Source organism: Paracidovorax wautersii (assembly GCF_031453675.1).
Classification (GTDB): domain Bacteria; phylum Pseudomonadota; class Gammaproteobacteria; order Burkholderiales; family Burkholderiaceae_C; genus Paracidovorax.
Map to the genome: position 1 here is coordinate 908,350 of NZ_JAVIZX010000001.1, position 16,167 is coordinate 924,516.

General features: G+C 71.6%; 13 protein-coding genes. 8 read left to right on the forward strand and 5 right to left on the reverse strand.

Annotation, left to right across the window (positions count from 1 at the left end):
• The first annotated feature begins 59 nt into the window (after nt 1-59).
• Entirely contained in the window at nt 60-1,343 is a 1,284-nt protein-coding gene (locus QE399_RS04190) for a cation:proton antiporter (protein ID WP_309826442.1), read from the forward strand.
• Nucleotides 1,333-2,457: a YbdK family carboxylate-amine ligase gene (locus QE399_RS04195; protein WP_309826444.1), complete on the forward strand. Its 1,125-nt coding sequence runs from the start codon at nt 1,333-1,335 to the stop codon at nt 2,455-2,457. Before QE399_RS04190 ends, QE399_RS04195 begins: the two co-directional genes overlap by 11 nt.
• Nucleotides 2,458-2,512: 55 nt before the next feature.
• On the opposite strand, the gene QE399_RS04200 is transcribed toward QE399_RS04195, so the two are convergent.
• Entirely contained in the window at nt 2,513-3,553 is a 1,041-nt protein-coding gene (locus tag QE399_RS04200) for an OmpA family protein (RefSeq protein WP_309826446.1), read from the reverse strand.
• A gap of 158 nt (nt 3,554-3,711) precedes the next feature.
• Nucleotides 3,712-5,925, reverse strand: a complete 2,214-nt coding sequence (locus QE399_RS04205; RefSeq protein WP_309826448.1) for a LamG-like jellyroll fold domain-containing protein — start codon at nt 5,923-5,925, stop codon at nt 3,712-3,714.
• Nucleotides 5,926-6,139: 214 nt separating this feature from the next.
• Between QE399_RS04205 and thiL the strand changes: the two genes are divergently transcribed.
• The 5 genes from thiL (at nt 6,140) to QE399_RS04230 (ending at nt 10,775) form a co-directional block, all read left to right on the forward strand.
• On the forward strand, nt 6,140-7,114 hold the full coding sequence (gene thiL, locus QE399_RS04210) for a thiamine-phosphate kinase (protein ID WP_309826449.1): 975 nt from the start codon (nt 6,140-6,142) through the stop codon (nt 7,112-7,114).
• Nucleotides 7,115-7,296: 182 nt separating this feature from the next.
• Complete coding sequence (locus QE399_RS04215) at nt 7,297-8,997, forward strand: DUF4139 domain-containing protein (protein ID WP_309826451.1); 1,701 nt, start codon at nt 7,297-7,299, stop codon at nt 8,995-8,997.
• 50 nt (nt 8,998-9,047) lie between these two features.
• Nucleotides 9,048-9,572: a phosphatidylglycerophosphatase A family protein gene (locus tag QE399_RS04220; RefSeq protein WP_309826453.1), complete on the forward strand. Its 525-nt coding sequence runs from the start codon at nt 9,048-9,050 to the stop codon at nt 9,570-9,572.
• Between the two features lie 12 nt (nt 9,573-9,584).
• Nucleotides 9,585-10,109, forward strand: a complete 525-nt coding sequence (locus tag QE399_RS04225; RefSeq protein ID WP_309826456.1) for a CinA family protein — start codon at nt 9,585-9,587, stop codon at nt 10,107-10,109.
• A gap of 48 nt (nt 10,110-10,157) precedes the next feature.
• Nucleotides 10,158-10,775 carry a DinB family protein gene (locus tag QE399_RS04230; RefSeq protein ID WP_309826458.1) on the forward strand — a complete coding sequence of 206 codons (618 nt, stop codon included), beginning with the start codon at nt 10,158-10,160 and terminating at the stop codon, nt 10,773-10,775.
• A gap of 202 nt (nt 10,776-10,977) precedes the next feature.
• Here QE399_RS04230 and QE399_RS04235 read toward each other — a convergent pair whose 3' ends face one another.
• The gene (locus QE399_RS04235; protein ID WP_309826459.1) at nt 10,978-12,468 is read right to left on the reverse strand and encodes a SulP family inorganic anion transporter; all 1,491 of its coding nucleotides are present in this window, start codon (nt 12,466-12,468) and stop codon (nt 10,978-10,980) included.
• A 73-nt stretch (nt 12,469-12,541) separates the two neighbouring features.
• Entirely contained in the window at nt 12,542-13,387 is an 846-nt protein-coding gene (locus QE399_RS04240) for a UPF0149 family protein (RefSeq protein WP_309826461.1), read from the reverse strand.
• A gap of 239 nt (nt 13,388-13,626) precedes the next feature.
• On the opposite strand from QE399_RS04240, the gene QE399_RS04245 reads away from it, so the two are divergent.
• Nucleotides 13,627-14,469 (forward strand): BUD32 family EKC/KEOPS complex subunit, encoded by an 843-nt coding sequence (locus QE399_RS04245; RefSeq protein WP_309826463.1) that lies wholly within the window; start codon nt 13,627-13,629, stop codon nt 14,467-14,469.
• A gap of 255 nt (nt 14,470-14,724) precedes the next feature.
• On the opposite strand, the gene QE399_RS04250 is transcribed toward QE399_RS04245, so the two are convergent.
• Nucleotides 14,725-16,026: a UDP-N-acetylglucosamine 1-carboxyvinyltransferase gene (locus QE399_RS04250; protein ID WP_309826465.1), complete on the reverse strand. Its 1,302-nt coding sequence runs from the start codon at nt 16,024-16,026 to the stop codon at nt 14,725-14,727.
• Nucleotides 16,027-16,167: the final 141 nt, after the last annotated feature.

A 16,167-nucleotide genomic window follows, 5' to 3' on the forward strand; every position in this document is an offset into this window, starting at 1 on the left:
GCTGGGCCTTGCAGGGCCGCACAGCGGGCCACCCGCAGATGGAAGAGGACACATAAAGAATGAATGAGCTGATGAGCTTCTGGGCGCAGTGGCTGCGCCCTTCGGCGGGGCTGCCCACCGTGCAATGGTCGATGCTGCTGGCGGTCGCCGCCATTTCCGGCTACCTGTTTCAACGCCATACCGGCCTGCCCAAGGTGGTGGGCTACACCCTGGTGGGCACGATCGCCGGCCTGCTGGGATTCAGCGGCGCGCTGTGGCCGCTGCAGGGCATCGGGCTGTTCCTGCTGGAGCTGGGGATCTCCGTGGTGCTGTTCGAAGCCGGCGCCCGCATTCCGCTGCGCTGGTTCCGTCACAACCCCATGGTGCTGGTGCAGAGCGTGGCGGAGTCCGTCTGCACGTATTTCGCCGTGTACTGGGTGCTGATCTGGCTGGACGTGCCTGACCGCGCCGCCGGCCCCCTGGCGCTGGTCGCGCTGGCTGCCTCGCCCGCCGTGCTGACGCGCGTGGTGACCGACATGCGCGCCGCCGGCCCCGTGACCGACCGCTCCATCGTGCTGGCCACGCTGTCCACCCTGTATGCGCTGACGCTGGGGAGCGCCCAGGCCGAACTCATCAACCGTCCCAACACCGGCTTCACCGACACCATCTACCCCGTGATGGTGGTGCTGGGCGTTTCCATCATCGTGGGCGCGGTGCTGGCGCTGGCCCTGCGCATGGCGCTGCGCTTCATGAGCCCGACGAGCGAGAACACCTCCATCCTGCTGCTGGCGCTGATCGCGGCCGGCACGGCCGTGGCGGCCTTCATGGGGGGCTCGGCCCCGCTGGCCGCGCTGCTGGGCGGCATGCTGCTCAAGCAGCTCAACCCGCGCCCCTGGGCCTGGCCGCGCCAGCTGGGCACGGCGTCCTCGCTGCTCACCATGCTGATGTTCGTGCTGGTCTCCACCGTGGCCGCGCAGGCCGACTGGAGCGGCCCGGTAGCTGGCGTGGTGCTGGCCCTGATCGCCGTGCGCCTGGTCGCCAAGGCCGTGGGCGTGGGCCTGGGCAACATCGGCAGCGGCGCGAGCTGGCGCCAGGCCCTGTGGGTGAGCTGCGCGATGACGCCCATGTCGTCCATCGCCCTGCTCATCGCCTCGCAGTTCGTGGTGGCCTCGGCCTCCACCGGCCACCTGATCGCCCGCGTGGCCCTGCCGACCATCCTGCTGATGGAAGTGCTGGGCGCGGTGATCGCCACCGTGGCCATCTACCGGGCGGGCGAAAGCTCCAAGCCCTGGGCGCCGCTGACCCGCGCCGGCCGCAACCCCTCCAGCAGCAGCAACACCGGAGACAGCCCCCGTGAGTCTTGAAGCCTTCCACCATTCCGAGCCGCTGACGCTGGGCGTCGAACTGGAGCTGCAGCTCGTCAACACCCACGACTACGATCTGGCGCCCTACGCGGAGGACATGCTGCGCCTGATGGAGAAGCAGCCCCTGCCCGGCAGCGTGGTGCCGGAGATGACCAACAGCATGATCGAGATCTCGACCGGCATCTGCCATTCGGGCAGCGAGGTGCTGGGCCAGCTCACGCAGATCCGCGACGCGCTGGTGAGAAGCGCCGACAAGCTCAACATCGCCGTGGTGGGCGGCGGCACGCACCCCTTCCAGCAGTGGCACGAGCGGCGCATCTACGACAAGCCGCGCTTTCAGGAGCTGTCGCAGCTGTACGGCTACCTGTCCAAGCAGTTCACCATCTTCGGCCAGCACGTGCACATCGGCTGCCCCGACGCCGATGCCGCGCTGCTCATGCTGCACCGCATGTCGCGCTACATCCCGCACTTCATCGCGCTGTCGGCCTCCAGCCCCTACGTGCAGGGGCAGGACACGGCGTTCGACTCGGCGCGGCTCAATTCGGTGTTCGCGTTCCCGCTGTCGGGCCGCGCGCCCTGCGTGCTGACGTGGACGGAGTTCGAGCAGTACTTCGAGAAGATGACGCGCACCGGCGTGGTCAAGAGCATGAAGGACTTCTACTGGGACATCCGCCCCAAGCCGGAGTTCGGCACCATCGAAATCCGCGTGTTCGACACGCCGCTCACCATCGAGCGTGCAGCCGCCCTGTCGGCCTTCGTGCAGTCGCTGGGCGCATGGTTCCTGGCCGAGCAGCCGTTCACCCCGTCGGAAGACGATTACCTCGTCTACACCTACAACCGCTTCCAGGCCTGCCGCTTCGGCATGGAGGCCGTGTACGTGGACCCCGCCACGGGTGAGCACATGCCGCTGCGCGACCACCTGCTGCAGACCATCGACCACATCGCCCGCCATGCGGGAGCGCATGGCGCTTCGGGCGCGCTGCACATGCTGCGCGGCGAGGCCATCGCCGGCCAGAACGACGCCCGCTGGCTGCGCGAACGCCAGCGCGAAGAGCAGCTGCTGGCCGAGGTCAGCCGCCAGGCCGCGCAGCGCTTCCGCGGCGACCGCGGGTAGACGCAGCGCCACCGCACGGCACGGCAGGCGGGGCCTTGCGCCCCGCGGCCGCCCTTCAGGATCGCTTCACGAGTTCGACACGGCGGTTTTGGGCCCGCCCTGCGTCGGTGGCGTTGTCCGCCACCGGCGCCGTGTCACCGAAGCCGGCCGACGACAGCCGGGCCGCATCCACGCCCTGCGCGGCGAGGGCGGCGACCACCGCCTTGGCACGGCCCTCGGACAGGGCCTTGTTGTGCGCCGCGTCGCCCGTGTTGTCGGTATGGCCGTTGACCGCCAGCTTCAGCGCCGCGTCCTGCCGCAGCAGCTGCACGACCTGTTCGATCTGCGGCTGCGAGTCGGGCAGGATGTCGGTCTTGTCCGTGGCGAAGTTGACGTGCAGCGCCACCTTGCCCGCCTTGTCGATCTGCGCCTTCAGCTCGCTGGCCGGCAACAGGCCGGCCGTGATCTGCAGCGGCTGGGTCTCTGCGATCAGCAGGCCGCCGCCGAACGGGTGGCTGCACAGGTGGATCCAGATGTCGCGGTCGGCACGGTGGACGACGAACACCTGCACGGGGTTGTTCCACACATCGCCCAGCCCGCTGTTGTACTTGGTCGCCACGTCGCGCGGCCACTCCTTGATCTTCTGCCCTGCGGCCTCCGGAATCCGGCCCTCAAAGATCTTCTTGCCACCGAGCGAGGCGACCACCGCCTCGATGTTACGCGCCAGCTCCAGGTCGGAGAAGGTCTTGCCCTGCTCGGCGGCGACGTTCGCGGACCAGACCTTGCCTTCCACCGGTTCCAGGCGGTCGCCCGTCCAGAACGGCACCTGGTCGAAATCGGCCATGTCCGGCGTGGTGCCTGTCACATAGCCGCTGGGCAGCTTGATGTAGGGGAAGGCGCCGAGCGGGGCGCTGGAGACCGGCAGGCTGGCGGTGTCGAAGCCTTTGCTCGCAGGGGCCGCCGCCGTCTGGGGCGCCGGTGCGCTGGCGGCTGGCGCGGCCGAGGCGGCGGGAGGGGACGGCGGAGCCGCGGCGGGCGCCGCAGCGTCTTGCTTGCGGCACGCACCCAATGCCGCGGAAAGGGCCAGAACCAGTGTGACGGCGACGGCTTTGTGCACGGAAATCCTCCTTGCCGGTGATCGAAGAGCTGGCAGTGTAGCGACCTGTCCCTGCGCCGACCGGCCGGCAGGCGCGCCGCCGCGCCGCCCTGCGCCGCAGGGCGGTCGGAGGCGGGGCCCCGCCCTGCCGGCCCCCCTGGGGGCGGCTCCCGCGCCGGTCAGCCCGCGCGGGCCGTGAGCCACTGGGTGGGCGGCAGCGGTGCGGCGGCCAGACGGATCTCGCCGATCTGGCCGAAGAAGCCGTCGGCACGCAGCCCGTCCCAGGAGCCCGCGCCCACCATCCACTGCAGGGCCGCCCCCGCCGTGGCGATGCCCGAGGCATCGCCGCTGTTGCGCAGCACGGGCGCGCCTTCCACGGACATCACGGTCTCGCGCTGCGCGGGGTCGCCGACGATGGCGACATGCACCCAGCGGTCCACCAGGATCTCGCCCGACCAGCTGGCCTGCGGCGCGCGCGTGCCGGCATGCGCGGGCACGATCTCCCACTGCACCTCCTTCAGGCTGGAGATGGCGAACAGCACGGGCGTGGCCTCCGGGTCCTCTCCCGAGAAGCCGGCGACGGTGCCGCGGTTGCCGGCGCGCGTCAGGATGTTCATCCAGGCGTGCAGCGAACGGCTCCAGTCCCGGTCGATCTTGATGAAGGCCTCCACCGTGAAGCCGCTGGTGAAGGTCTGCTGGTTGAGCGCCGCCGTCGCCTCGGTGACGAAGTAGCTCATGCGCGGCGTGTTCTTGTTGGTGTTGAGGAAGCGCACCGAGCCCGGCGCGGCCGAGAGCCGGTGCCGGTCGGCCGCCCACACCAGGTCGCCCAGCTCGGCGCCCTGCACGCCATTGACGTTCAGCGCCTCGCGGCGCACCGGGTTGGCACCGGTCTCGTCGGCCACCACATAGCCCACGGGCACCGGCTGGCCGGGTGTGCCGCCGAAGAAGCGCCAGTGCGCCACCGTGCTGGCCACCTTCACATAGTCGTTCGGGCCGGTGGGCTCCTTCTGCACCGGCGCGGCGGGCTCGGCGTAGCCCGCGAGCAGCGCGGCGCGGGCCTGTTCCACGATGGGTTGGCGGTTGGCGGTGCCGGCCTTGAACGTGGGATTGAAGCGGGCGAAGCGGCGCGCGAAATCGATGGAGATGCGAAAGCCTTCGTTGGCACCGGAAAGCACGGCCTGGTCGAATGGCGTGAGTGTGTCACGGGGCTTTTGCACCACCCAGGGCGAGAACGAGAACACGTCGATGGTGTTGTGCGTCAGGTCGAACTCGTACAGACGCATCTGGCCGTTGCCGCCCTGGTAGGCCATCTGGTAGTCCACCACCATTTCCTCGACCGGGTTGCCGAAGTCGTTGGTCTTGGTCAGCCGCGCGGCGCCGTGGTGGTGGCCGTTGAGCGTCATGAAGATCTGGTCGTTGTCGCGGATCAGGCGCTCCCACAGCATCTGGCCGTAGGGCGTCTCCAACGGGCTCGCGGCATCGGTGGCGATGTTGAGCAGCTGGTGGTTGACCAGGATCACCGGCAGCGTGGGGTGGTCCTTGATGACCTGGCGCGCCCAGGCGATGCCGTTGTCCGAGATGCGCCACGACAGCGACAGCACCATGAACTGCTGCCCCTCCACGCTGAACACGTGGTACTCGTGGAAGCCCGTCGCGTCGCGCCCGCCGAAGGTGGACTGGCGCTGAGCGCGGCTGGTGCCGAACCACTGCAGATAAGGCTCGTTGGCCAGCGTGCGCTGCGCGTCGGTGCCGCTGGACTGCGAATTCGCGTCCACGTAGTCGCGGTCGTCCAGCACGTCGTGGTTGCCGGCCAGCACCGAGTAGGGAAGCTTGGCGGTCTCCAGCACGCGCATGGCCTGGTCGGCCACCTTCCACTGGTCGGGCTTGCCCACCTGGTCCACCACGTCGCCCAGGTGGATCAGGAAGGGAATGTTCAGTTCGCGCGCGTTGCTGGCGGCCCAGAAGGTCTGGGCCATGAAGGGCTCGCTGCCGAACTTGCGGCTGAACTGCAGGTTCTCGGCCTGCGTGGCATAGCGGGCGTAGAACTGCGTGTCGGGCAGCACGGCCAGCGCGAAGCGCGAGCCGAGCGTGGCGTCTGCAGCGGGTGCGGGGGCCGGTGCAGGCGCAGGCGCAGGCGCGGGAGCAGGCGTTGGTGCGGGTGGGGGAGCGGGCGCTGGCGCTGGCGCGTCGTCATCATCACCGCCGCCGCACGCCGCCAGCAGGGCCGCCGAGCCCGTGGGCAGCAGCGCGGCCAGGCCGCCGCGCAACAGCCCCCGCCGTGTGGAGGCGATCTGCGGCGACGGCGCGGCGGCGCAGCCCGGGCCCGCATCGGAAGGCAGCGCCGCAGGCACGGGGGCGGCAGCGGCGCCGCCCGGGAAAGCATCTGTAGTCATGGTTTTTTGTCGATGGAACGGCCCAGGGACAGGGGGTCGGGACCTGCCGGCGCGCCCCAACGGCGCGCCGCGCGGCCCAAGGTAGCCACGGGCCATGACGCCGCGATGAAGCCGCCGTGAAATCCGCCGCCACGCCACACCACGCCCGCGGCCGGCCGGCCCCGAATGCCCCCGCCACCCCAGAGCCCGGCCCACCCGGCCTTATCCTTGCCCCATGGGTGAATTCGATCTGATCGCGCGCTACTTCACGCGGCCGGTGCGCCGCAATGCGCTGGGCGTAGGCGACGACTGCGCGCTGCTGGCCCCCGCGCCCGGCATGCAGCTGGCCGTGTCCAGCGACATGCTGGTCGAGGGGCGGCATTTCTTTGCCGACGTGTACCCCGCGCACCTGGGCCACAAGGCGCTGGCCGTGAACCTCAGCGACCTGGCCGCGTGCGGCGCCAAGCCGCTGGCCTTCACACTCGCGCTGTCGCTGCCGCAGGTGGACGAGGCCTGGCTCAAGGGCTTTTCCGAAGGCCTGCTGGCGCTGGCCGACGCGCACGAATGCGAGCTGGTGGGCGGCGACACCACGCAGGGCCCGCTCAATATCTGCGTGACCGTGTTCGGCGAGGTGCCCGCGGGCCAGGCCCTGCTGCGCAGCGGCGCGCGCACGGGCGACGACGTGTGGGTGAGCGGCACGCTGGGCGATGCGCGGCTGGCGCTGGACGCCCTGCGCGGCCAGTTGCCGCTGCCGCCCGCGTTGCTGGCCGCCGCCCGCGAGCGCCTGGAGCGGCCGACGCCGCGCGTCGCCCTCGGCCAGGCGCTGCGCGGCGTGGCCCGCAGCGCCATCGACGTGAGCGACGGCCTGCTGGGCGACCTGGGCCACATCCTGGCCGCCTCCTGCGTGGGCGCCCGCATCGACACGGCCCTGGTCACCGGCCTGGTGGCCGCCGGCGCCCAGGCGGCCGGCACGGACGCCGGCTTCACCCACGAGGTGCTGCTGCAGTGCGCGTTGGCGGGCGGGGACGACTACGAGCTGGCCTTCACTGCCGCCCCCGAGCGCCAGGGCGATGTGCTGGCCGCCGGCCGCGCGGCCGGCACGCCGGTCACCCGCATCGGCACCATCGAGGCCACGCCCGGTCTGCGCCTGGTGGATGCAAACGGCCAGCCGCTGAATGCGCGCTACGCGTCGTTCGATCACTTCGCCTGAGGAGCGGCAGCAGCAGCGCCCACCATCGCTACACAATACATAGCACACTGCGCTTTACCAGCGGGCGCTACAGGCCGATTTGGCATGCAATCGCCCGGCCGTACACCGCTGGCTGCTAGCATCCTGGCCTCACGCGCTCACCGTGTCCCTTTCGGCACGCCCTGCGCCAGCGAGGCTTTTCCATGACCCCATTGCTCCGCATACGCTGCGCCCCGTTCCGCACCACCGCCCCGCTGGCGGGGCTGCTCTTGGCCGGCGCCGTGCTGGCTCTGCCGATGGCCGCCGCGGCCCAGGCCACCAGTGCCCTGCTGCCCGCCGCGTCGGCCGCGCCCGCTGCCGGTGAACCGGCCTCGCGCATCGCCCGTGTCAAGCTCTACCCCGGCAGCGCCACCGTGGAGCGCGTGGCCCGCGTGCCCGCCGGGGCGCGCAGCCTCACCTTCCGCTGCCTGCCGGCCGGGCTGGACGCGCAGAGCCTGCAGGTGCAGGCCGATGCCAGCGTGCGCGTGGGCGAGACCAGCGTGCAGGTGCTGGACCGCGCCATTGCCGGCGGCTGCGCCAGCCCGCTGGACGACCGCGTGCGCGCCGCGCAGGACCAGCTGGCCGCCGCCAGCGCCGAGAGCGATGCGCTGGAGCTGGCGCACACCTACCTGAAAACGGTGGCCAACACGCCGCCCGCCGTGCAGGCCAGCGGCCCGGGCACGCCCGGCGCCGGCACCATCAACACCACCACCGAGACGCTGCGCCGCTCCGCGCAGGACACGCTGGTCAAGCTGCACCAGGCCCAGCGCCGGCAGGAGGCCGCCGAACTGGCGCTGAAAGCCCTGACCGCGGAGCGCGACCGCATCGCCGGCCCGGCCGCCCGCGTCGCGCTGGTCACCGTGACGCTCGCCGCCGAGCGCGACGCCGACGTGCGCCTGGCCTACCAGGTGCGCGGCCCCGGCTGGTCGCCCAGCTACCGCGCCTCGCTGGACACGGCGGCGGCCAGCGTGCGCCTGGAACGCCTGGCCCTGGTGGCACAGAACACGGGCGAAGACTGGGGCGGCGTGCAGCTGACGCTCTCCACCGGGCAGCCGACGCGCGCCACCAGCGGCCGCCTGCCGCGCCCCTGGACGCTGGACGTGGAGCCGCCGCCCCAGCCCGTGCCGCCCCCGGCCCCAGCGCCCGCCGCCGCGTCCCTGCAGCGCCTGGCCGCGCCCGTGGCGCCCGCCCCCATGGCCGAGGCCGCCGAGCCCCTGCCGTCGTTCGACGTCGCCGTGGCCGAAGGCGCCTACGCCACCGAATTCGCCGTGCCGCAGCGCATCACCGTCCCGTCGGGCGGCCAGCGCATCACGCTGGCGCTGGGCCAGACGGACGCCCGCGCGCAGCTGCTGTCGCGCACCGTGCCGGCCCAGGAAGAAGCCGCCTACCTGGTCGCCGTGCTGCCCGCACCGGCCGGCGTGTGGCCGACGGCGCCCGTGGCGCTCTACCGCGACGGTGCCTTCGTCGGCAGCGGGCAGCTGGACACGGCCGCCATCGCGCGCACGGGCCTGGCCTTCGGCCGCGACGAGCGCGTACGGGTGCGCGCCGAACCCGCGCGCGACGCCACCGGCAGCGCCGGCCTGACCGGCGCCCGCACCGAGCGCACGCAGCAGCGCGCCTACACCGTGGACAACCGCCACACGGCGCCCATCGCGCTGCAGGTACTGGACGCGGCGCCCGTCTCGCAGAACGAGCAGATCACCGTCGAGTCGCGCTACGAGCCCGCACCTGCCGACACCGCCTGGAACCAGCAGCCCGGCACGGTGCTGTGGAGCCAGACGCTGGCCGCCGGCGCCAGCGCGCGCTTCACCGCATCGCACACCGTGCGCTACCCCAAGGACGTGCGCCTGCAGGAGCGCCGCTGAGCGCGCCCTGTCCTGCCCCCCGTTCACGCCGCAGCCTACCGATCGCCCGCATGTCCGCCACGCCCCCCCGCCCGCCTCTTTCGCCGCACGCCCTGCGCGGCTTTCTCTTCGCGCACCCCGCCCACCTGATCGCGCTGGGCTTCGGTAGCGGCCTGGCGCGCAAGGCGCCCGGCACGGTGGGCTCGGCCTGGGGCTGGCTGTCCTTTCTGGTGCTGCAGATGTGGCTGCAGCCCGCGGGCATCGGCATCGTGATCGCCGTGTCGCTGGTGCTGGGCTGGTGGGCCTGCACGGTCACCGCACGCCACATGGGCGTGAGCGACCCCGGCTCCATCGTGTGGGACGAGATCGTCGCTGTCTGGATCATCCTGTGGCTGGCCATGCCCATGGGTTTCTGGGGGCAGCTCGCCGCCTTCGCGCTGTTCCGCTACTTCGACGCGGCCAAGCCGGGCCCGGTGAAGTGGGCGGACGGCCGCTTCAAGGGCTTCGGCTGGCGCGGCGGCTTCGGCATCCTGTTCGACGACCTGGTGGCGGCGTTCTGCACGCTGCTGGTGATCGCCCTGTGGCGCTGGTTCTGATGAGTCAGGCAAATGCTACAAAATAAAGAGCACGCTGCGCTTGATGCACAAGCGCTACAGGCCGATTTGACTGATATTTCGGATCTTCTGGTGGCCCGCGGCCTGATGCTGGCCACCGCCGAAAGCTGCACGGGCGGCCTGATCGCCGGCGCGTGCACCGACCTGGCCGGCTCCAGCGCCTGGTTCGACCGCGGCTTCGTCACCTACTCCAACGCCGCCAAGTCCGAGATGCTGGGCGTGCCGCCCGCCCTCATCGCCGCCCACGGCGCCGTGAGCGAACCCGTGGCCCGCGCCATGGCCGACGGCGCCGTCGCGCACTCGGCCGCGCAGGTGGCCGTGGCCGTCACCGGCGTGGCCGGCCCGTCGGGCGGCAGCGCCGACAAGCCCGTGGGCACAGTGTGGTTCGGCTGGTGCGTGGACGGCCGCACGCACAGCGAACGCCGCCGCTTCGACGGCGACCGCGCCGCCGTGCGCGCGCAAACCGTCGCGCACGCCCTGGCGCAGCTGCGCCGCTGGCTGGCGGCCGATCCGCACTGACGGGGCCGCGCGGCACACCACGTACGGATCGACGAAAGGCCCGCCGCCATGACCCCTGCCACCCGCCCCTTCCGCCTGCTGGCCCGCTACACCGCATGGGCCGACGAACGCCTGTACGCCGCCCTGGCCCAGGCACCGGCCGACGTGGTCACCGCGCCGCGCCCCGGCAGGCCTGCCGGGCTGGCCGGCACGTTGGGCCACATGCAGGTGGTGGATCGGATCTGGCAGGCCCATCTGCAGGGCCGGGCGCACGGCTTCACCACGCGCACGCTGGAGCCCCTGCCGCCGCTGTCCGCGCTGCACGCCGCGCAGCACGCGCTGGACCAGTGGTACATCGGCTTCGCCGATGCGCAGACCGAGACGGCGCTGGCCGAGGTCATCGACTTCCGCTTCGTGGACGGCGGCGCCGGGTCGATGGCGCGCGGGGACATGCTGCAGCACATCGTGCAGCAAGAACGTGTTGACGATCTAATAGGGGCCGCGTTGCAGCGCAATCGGGAGGAGTGGATGCTTCGGATGCGCCTCATGGGCCCGTGCCCATGCAAGCAGTCGAAGCGTTCAATCGCCCGATTTCGCTCCAACCCTGCGGGCAGCGGTATTTGCGGGCGGTCTGCGGCGTTGCGGCACTCGCCCATAGCCGGGCTATGGGCAGCGCACCGCGCCTAGCATCCCATCCCGCAAATGCCGCTGCGCGACCCCAGGGAGATCGTCAGCACGTTCTAAGACTTATCACCGCGGCTACGTGGCCGACATGCTGTACGAATCCGGCCTGCGCCCGCCGACGTTGGACCTGCCCGTGTACCTGCGGAACGCGGCACCCCCGCTCTAGGCGGGCCCGCCGCCCGCCGCCCGCCGCCCGTGGCCTGGGTCAGGCCGAAGGCCCCAGCCGGTCGATGAGCACGGCGCTGGCGGCGTTCAGCCCCACCACCTCGACCGTGCAGCCGTGGTGGCGCAGGCGCTGCACCACCTTGTCGAGCGCGGCCACGGCGGTGATGTCCCAGAAATGCGCGCCCGCCACGTCGATGCGCACGGCGCGGCCCTCCGCGCCCAGGATGTCGAAGGCCTCGATGAACGCATCGGCCGATGCGAAGAACACCTGGCCGCTCACGCGCCAGGTGCGCAGGCCGGTAGCGGCGTCGTCCTCGGCCCGCACGGCCAGCATGTGCGACACCTTCACGGCGAAGAACACGCCGCTCAGCAGCACGCCCACGGCCACCCCGGCCGCCAGGTTGTGCGTGGCGATGGTGACGACCACCGTGGCCAACATCACGGCGCTGGACAGGCGCGGGTGGCGCACCAGGGTGCCCAGCGACTTCCAGTCGAAGGTGGACGCCGACACCATCACCATGATGGCCACCAACGCGATCACCGGCACCCGCGACACCCAGTCCTTGAGCGCCACCATCAGGATCAACAGGAACACGCCAGCGAACAGGGTCGACAAGCGCCCGCGCCCGCCGTACTTCACGTTGCTGACGGCCTGGCCGATCATTCCGCAGCCGGCGATGCCACCGAAGCAGCTGGCCGCCATGTTGGCCAGCCCCAGGCCCGTGCATTCGCGGTTCTTGTCGCTGGGCGTGTCGGTCATCTCGTCCACCACGGCGGCGGTCAGCACGGATTCGAGCAGCCCCACCATGGCGATGGCCAGCGCGGGCAGCAGGATGATGCGCAGCGTCTCCAGCGAGGCAGGCACCTCCGGCAGGCCAAACAGCGGCAGCGCATCGGGCAGCCGGCCCAGATCGGACACCGTGGGCAGAGGCAACCCCAGGCCGGAGGCGATGAGCGTGAGCAGCACCACGCAGATCAGCGGCGACGGAATGGCCGTGAGCGCCCGCAGTTGCAGGCGCTGGCCCAGCCACGGCAGGCCGTAGATGACGGCCAGGCCCAGCGCCAGCATGGCCCAGGTGGCGGTGCCCGCGCCGTGCAGGTGCGGCAGCTGGGCCGAGAAGATCAGGATCGCCAGCGCATTGACGAAGCCCGTGCGCACCGAGCTGCTGACGAAGCGCATCAGCACCCCGAGCTTGAGCAGCCCGAACACCACCTGCACAGCCCCCGCCAGCAGCCCCGCCGCCAGCAGATAGCCCAGCCCGTGCGACTGCACCAGCGGCGCGGCCACCAGCGCCACCGAGCCCGCTGCGGCCGACACCATGGCCGGCCGGCCGCCGACGAAGGCGATCACGATGCTGATGACGAACGACGCGAACAAGCCCACCGACGGATCGACGCCCGCGACGAACGAGAACGCGATGACCTCGGGAATGAGGGCGAAGGTGGCGACAGCGCCCGCCAGCAGCTCGCGCGGGATGCTGGGCGCCCATTCGGCGCGCAGGCGGGTGAGGAAAGAGTGCGAGGGGTTCATGGAACGACAACGCGCGCCAGAGGCGCGCGTCGGATCAAGGGCTGGAAAGGGAAACGCTCAGCGCATCACGCCATCAGGCATTCGCGCCGCAGCACTTCTTGTACTTCTTGCCGCTGCCGCAGCTGCAGGCGTCGTTGCGGCCGGGCGTGGCTTCCTTGCGAATGGACTCGACGCGCGGGCCCATGCTCTTCCAGAGCTGGCGCAGGTCGTACACGGCCCAGATCGCTTCGCCGAAGGTCTCCACGCGCGCCTGGCTGGTGCTGGGCGGGCCGTCTTCGGTGTACATGCAGACTTCGGGCTTGCCGGTGTCGTCCTCGGTCAGCGCGACGATGGCGTCCATGGCATCGTCCAGCCACTGCGCGGCTTCCTTGTCGCGCGGCGCCGCCCAGTCCTCGGGCCAGTTCTCCACGGCGAACATGAAGCCCAGCGCCCAGACCTGGCCGAAGGAGGGGATCTCCTGGCCTTCCATGTCGGCGCGCTCTTCCTCGGGCAGGGCGGCGATGGCGCCGCGCATGTCCATGGCCTCGGGCTGGAACGCCATGTCTTCGTCGAGCGACTTCACATCGGCGTCGAGCTGGGCCGTCACCTCGTTCCAGCGCAGGTCCCACAGTTCCAGGAAGCGGGCCTGCTGCGCGGCATCCTTGAAGGCGGGGAGCAGCGGCAGCGGTTCGCCCTCGGCCACGTCCAGCTCGGCACCGTCGCCCAGCAGCATGGGCAGGTACTCGGCGGCCGGAATGGGCCGGCGCGTGCAGATCAGCGCGGTCAGGAAGCCGTCGCAGAACTCCCACTGCGGGATTTCCTCGGCGCGCGAGCGCAGGTCGTCCAGCAGCGTGTCGAGTTCGTCGAGCTCATCGGCGCCGAGCGCGGAGGTGACGGGCGCCGCGGTCGCGGCATCAGTGGCGGGAGTGGAGGCAGACATGGGGCAGAGGGGATCGAAAGGATTTCTTTATGATCCCGGATCCGGCAGCGTACCCCCTGACGGGCGCGCGCGGGTCGGGAAAAGAGGGCGGCCAGTGTAGCGCCTGCGTCCGCGCGCCGCTTTTTCCGACGATCCGAACCCACCCGCATGCGCCCCAGTCTCCGGCCGCCCATGGTCTTGCTGCCCCTTCCGTGTCCCGCCCCGCGCCCGACCGCGCACGCCATGCAGGAGGGGCAACGATGACGCAGCCCGCCCCCCACGCGCCCGCAGGCCCTGCGCAGGCCCCTGCCCCCGACTACGCCGCCTTCCTGGACCACCAGCTGGGCCTGCAGCGCTTTCCCATCGCCAGCTACCGCATCGGCGCCGAGCAGGTGTGGGTCAAGCGGGCGGGAGCGAGCGTGGGGCCGTGGGGCTACCGTGCGCTCGGCCTCTTCGCCACGCTGCTGGGCCTGCAGGCACTGCGGCCCGTGCCCAACCGCGGCGGCCGCGAGGCCATCGCCACCGAGGTGCGCCGCATGCACGAGCTGGCCGCACGCGGCCTGCGCGTGCCCGAGGTCCTGGCCGCCGCGCCCGACGGCTTTTTGATGCGCCACCTGGGCGTGCCCGGCATGGAGGCGCCCTCGCTCGGCAACGCCATGGAGGCGGCCGTGCCCGCCGGCCCGCAGGCGGTGCTGGCGCTGTGGCGCCAGGGCCTGGAGGCGCTCACGCACGTGCACGCCCAGGGCCTGTGCCTGAGCCAGGCCTTCGCCCGCAACATGGTGCTGTGCCCCGATGGCGCGCTCGCCTATGTGGACTTCGAGGACGACCCGCAGGCCGCCCTGCCCCTGCCGGTGTGCCAGGTGCGCGACATGCTCTGCTACGCCCACTCCACCGCCATCTACCTGCGCCAGACCGGCGCCCTGGAAGAAGCGCGCACGGATTGGGCCGCGTGGCTGCAGGCCCCGCACCAGCTGCCCGAGGCCCGCGCCGTGCTGGCGACGACCGCCCGCCGCCTGGCGTGGCTGCGCCTGCTGCCCCAGGACCGCCGCTGGGGCCGCGACGCCCAGCGCGTGCGCGCCGCATACGACCTGCTGGCGCCCTGAACGCGGCGATCCGGCGCCGCAGAACCAGCGACTCGCGCGTCCTACCCGTGGCCCCGGCGCATGCCGCGGCGCGTGGAGCCATGACCGCCAGGCCCTGCCCTTTCGCTTTCCGGCGCCGCGCTCACCAGCGCACGGCCCGTCCCAGCAGACGCCGTGGATCCGGCTCCGCCGGTCCACCGGCGTCGTCCCCCCTCCCGGCGCGCGCAGCAAGCCGAGAGCAGGGGGGAAGCGGCGCAGCCGCTCAGGGGGGAGTCGTCACTCCTCGCTGGTCCACTCCACCTGCACCCCCAGGCTGCGCAGGTTCTCCACGAAGCGCGGATGGGCGCGGCGGATGGGCGCGGCGTGGCGGATCTCGGAACGGCCGGGCGTGCTGGCGGCCACCATGAACAGGGCGATCGCCACGCGGATGATGTAGGGGCTCTCCACCACCGCCGGGGTCAGCGCATGCCCGCCGAAGGTGACGATGCGGTGCGGGTCGGACGAGAACACGTGCGCGCCGAACTTCGACAGCTCGCCCGTCCAGCCCAGGGCGCCGTCGTACACCTTGTTCCAGAACATGGCATTGCCCTCCGCCCGCACGCCCAGGGCGATGAAGATGGGCAGCAGGTCCACCGGAAAGTACGGCCACGGCGCCGCCTCCACTTTGGTCAGCACGTTGCTGGTGAAGGGCGTCTGCACCTTGAGCGGCCCGTCCACCACCGCGCGCGACCAACCGCCCTCGTGCACGATGCGCACGCCGAACTTGGCGAAAGTGCGGTCGATGAGGGGAAAGTTCTCGGGGGCGCTGTTCTTCACCACCACATCGCCGCCGGTGATGGCACCCAACGCCAGGAAGGTGGTGATTTCGTGGAAGTCCTCGTCGAAGCGGAACTCCCCGCCGCCCAGCGGCGTGCCGCCATGCACCGTCACGCGCGAGGTGCCGATGCCGTCGATGCGCAGGCCCAGCAGCGCCATGAAGCGGCAGAACTCCTGCACATGCGGCTCCGAGGCCGCGTTGGTGAGCGTGGACGCACCCGGCGCACCCGCCGCGCATAGCACGAAGTTCTCGGTGGTGGTGACGGAGGCGTAGTCCAGCCAATGGTCGTTCGGCGTGAGCGCGCCTGCCGAGCGCACCAGCAGCGAGCCCTCGGCCCGCTCCACCGTGGCACCGAAGCTGCGGAACACCTCCACGTGCGGATCGATCTCGCGCACGCCCAGGGTGCAGCCCTTCACGTTGTCCTCCAGCCGCGCCACGCCGAAGCGCGCCAGCAGCGGGGGCACCAGCATGATGGACGAGCGCATCTCCTCGGGCAGGCGGTGGCTGGCCGCATCGAACACCGTATCGCGGTGGTGCAGGTCCAGCGTGCCGCTGGCGTGGTCCCACTGCACCGTGCTGCCCAGCGTGCGGAAGATGTCGAGGATCTTGCGCACGTCGGTGATGTCGGGCACGCCGTGCAGGCGCAGCGGCTCGCGCGTGAGCAACGTGGCGCACAGCACGGGAAGAACGGCGTTCTTGTTGGCGGAAGGCGTGATGCGCCCGCGCAGGGGCGTGCCGCCGTGGACGATGAGGTTGGACATGGAATGGGAGACTAGAGGAAGGGCCGGCAACGGCAGCCCGGAAGTGCGTAGCCGGCACTGTAGCGCCATCGCAGGTGCCATGCACGCCGGCGGCGGCCCGCGTGTCGGCAAGGCGTCCTTAGCCGGCCAGGGGCGGCGTCC

What these genes read in the sequence shown, in the direction of transcription:
- QE399_RS04245 (WP_309826463.1), top strand. Translation starts at nt 13,627, where the DNA reads ATGACGCAGCCCGCCCCCCACGCGCCCGCAGGCCCTGCGCAGGCCCCT.
- QE399_RS04205 (WP_309826448.1), bottom strand. Translation starts at nt 5,925, where the DNA reads ATGACTACAGATGCTTTCCCGGGCGGCGCCGCTGCCGCCCCCGTGCCT.
- QE399_RS04240 (WP_309826461.1), bottom strand. Translation starts at nt 13,387, where the DNA reads ATGTCTGCCTCCACTCCCGCCACTGATGCCGCGACCGCGGCGCCCGTC.
- QE399_RS04235 (WP_309826459.1), bottom strand. Translation starts at nt 12,468, where the DNA reads ATGAACCCCTCGCACTCTTTCCTCACCCGCCTGCGCGCCGAATGGGCG.
- thiL (WP_309826449.1), top strand. Translation starts at nt 6,140, where the DNA reads ATGGGTGAATTCGATCTGATCGCGCGCTACTTCACGCGGCCGGTGCGC.
- QE399_RS04230 (WP_309826458.1), top strand. Translation starts at nt 10,158, where the DNA reads ATGACCCCTGCCACCCGCCCCTTCCGCCTGCTGGCCCGCTACACCGCA.
- QE399_RS04220 (WP_309826453.1), top strand. Translation starts at nt 9,048, where the DNA reads ATGTCCGCCACGCCCCCCCGCCCGCCTCTTTCGCCGCACGCCCTGCGC.
- QE399_RS04250 (WP_309826465.1), bottom strand. Translation starts at nt 16,026, where the DNA reads ATGTCCAACCTCATCGTCCACGGCGGCACGCCCCTGCGCGGGCGCATC.
- QE399_RS04190 (WP_309826442.1), top strand. Translation starts at nt 60, where the DNA reads ATGAATGAGCTGATGAGCTTCTGGGCGCAGTGGCTGCGCCCTTCGGCG.
- QE399_RS04215 (WP_309826451.1), top strand. Translation starts at nt 7,297, where the DNA reads ATGACCCCATTGCTCCGCATACGCTGCGCCCCGTTCCGCACCACCGCC.
- QE399_RS04225 (WP_309826456.1), top strand. Translation starts at nt 9,585, where the DNA reads ATGCTACAAAATAAAGAGCACGCTGCGCTTGATGCACAAGCGCTACAG.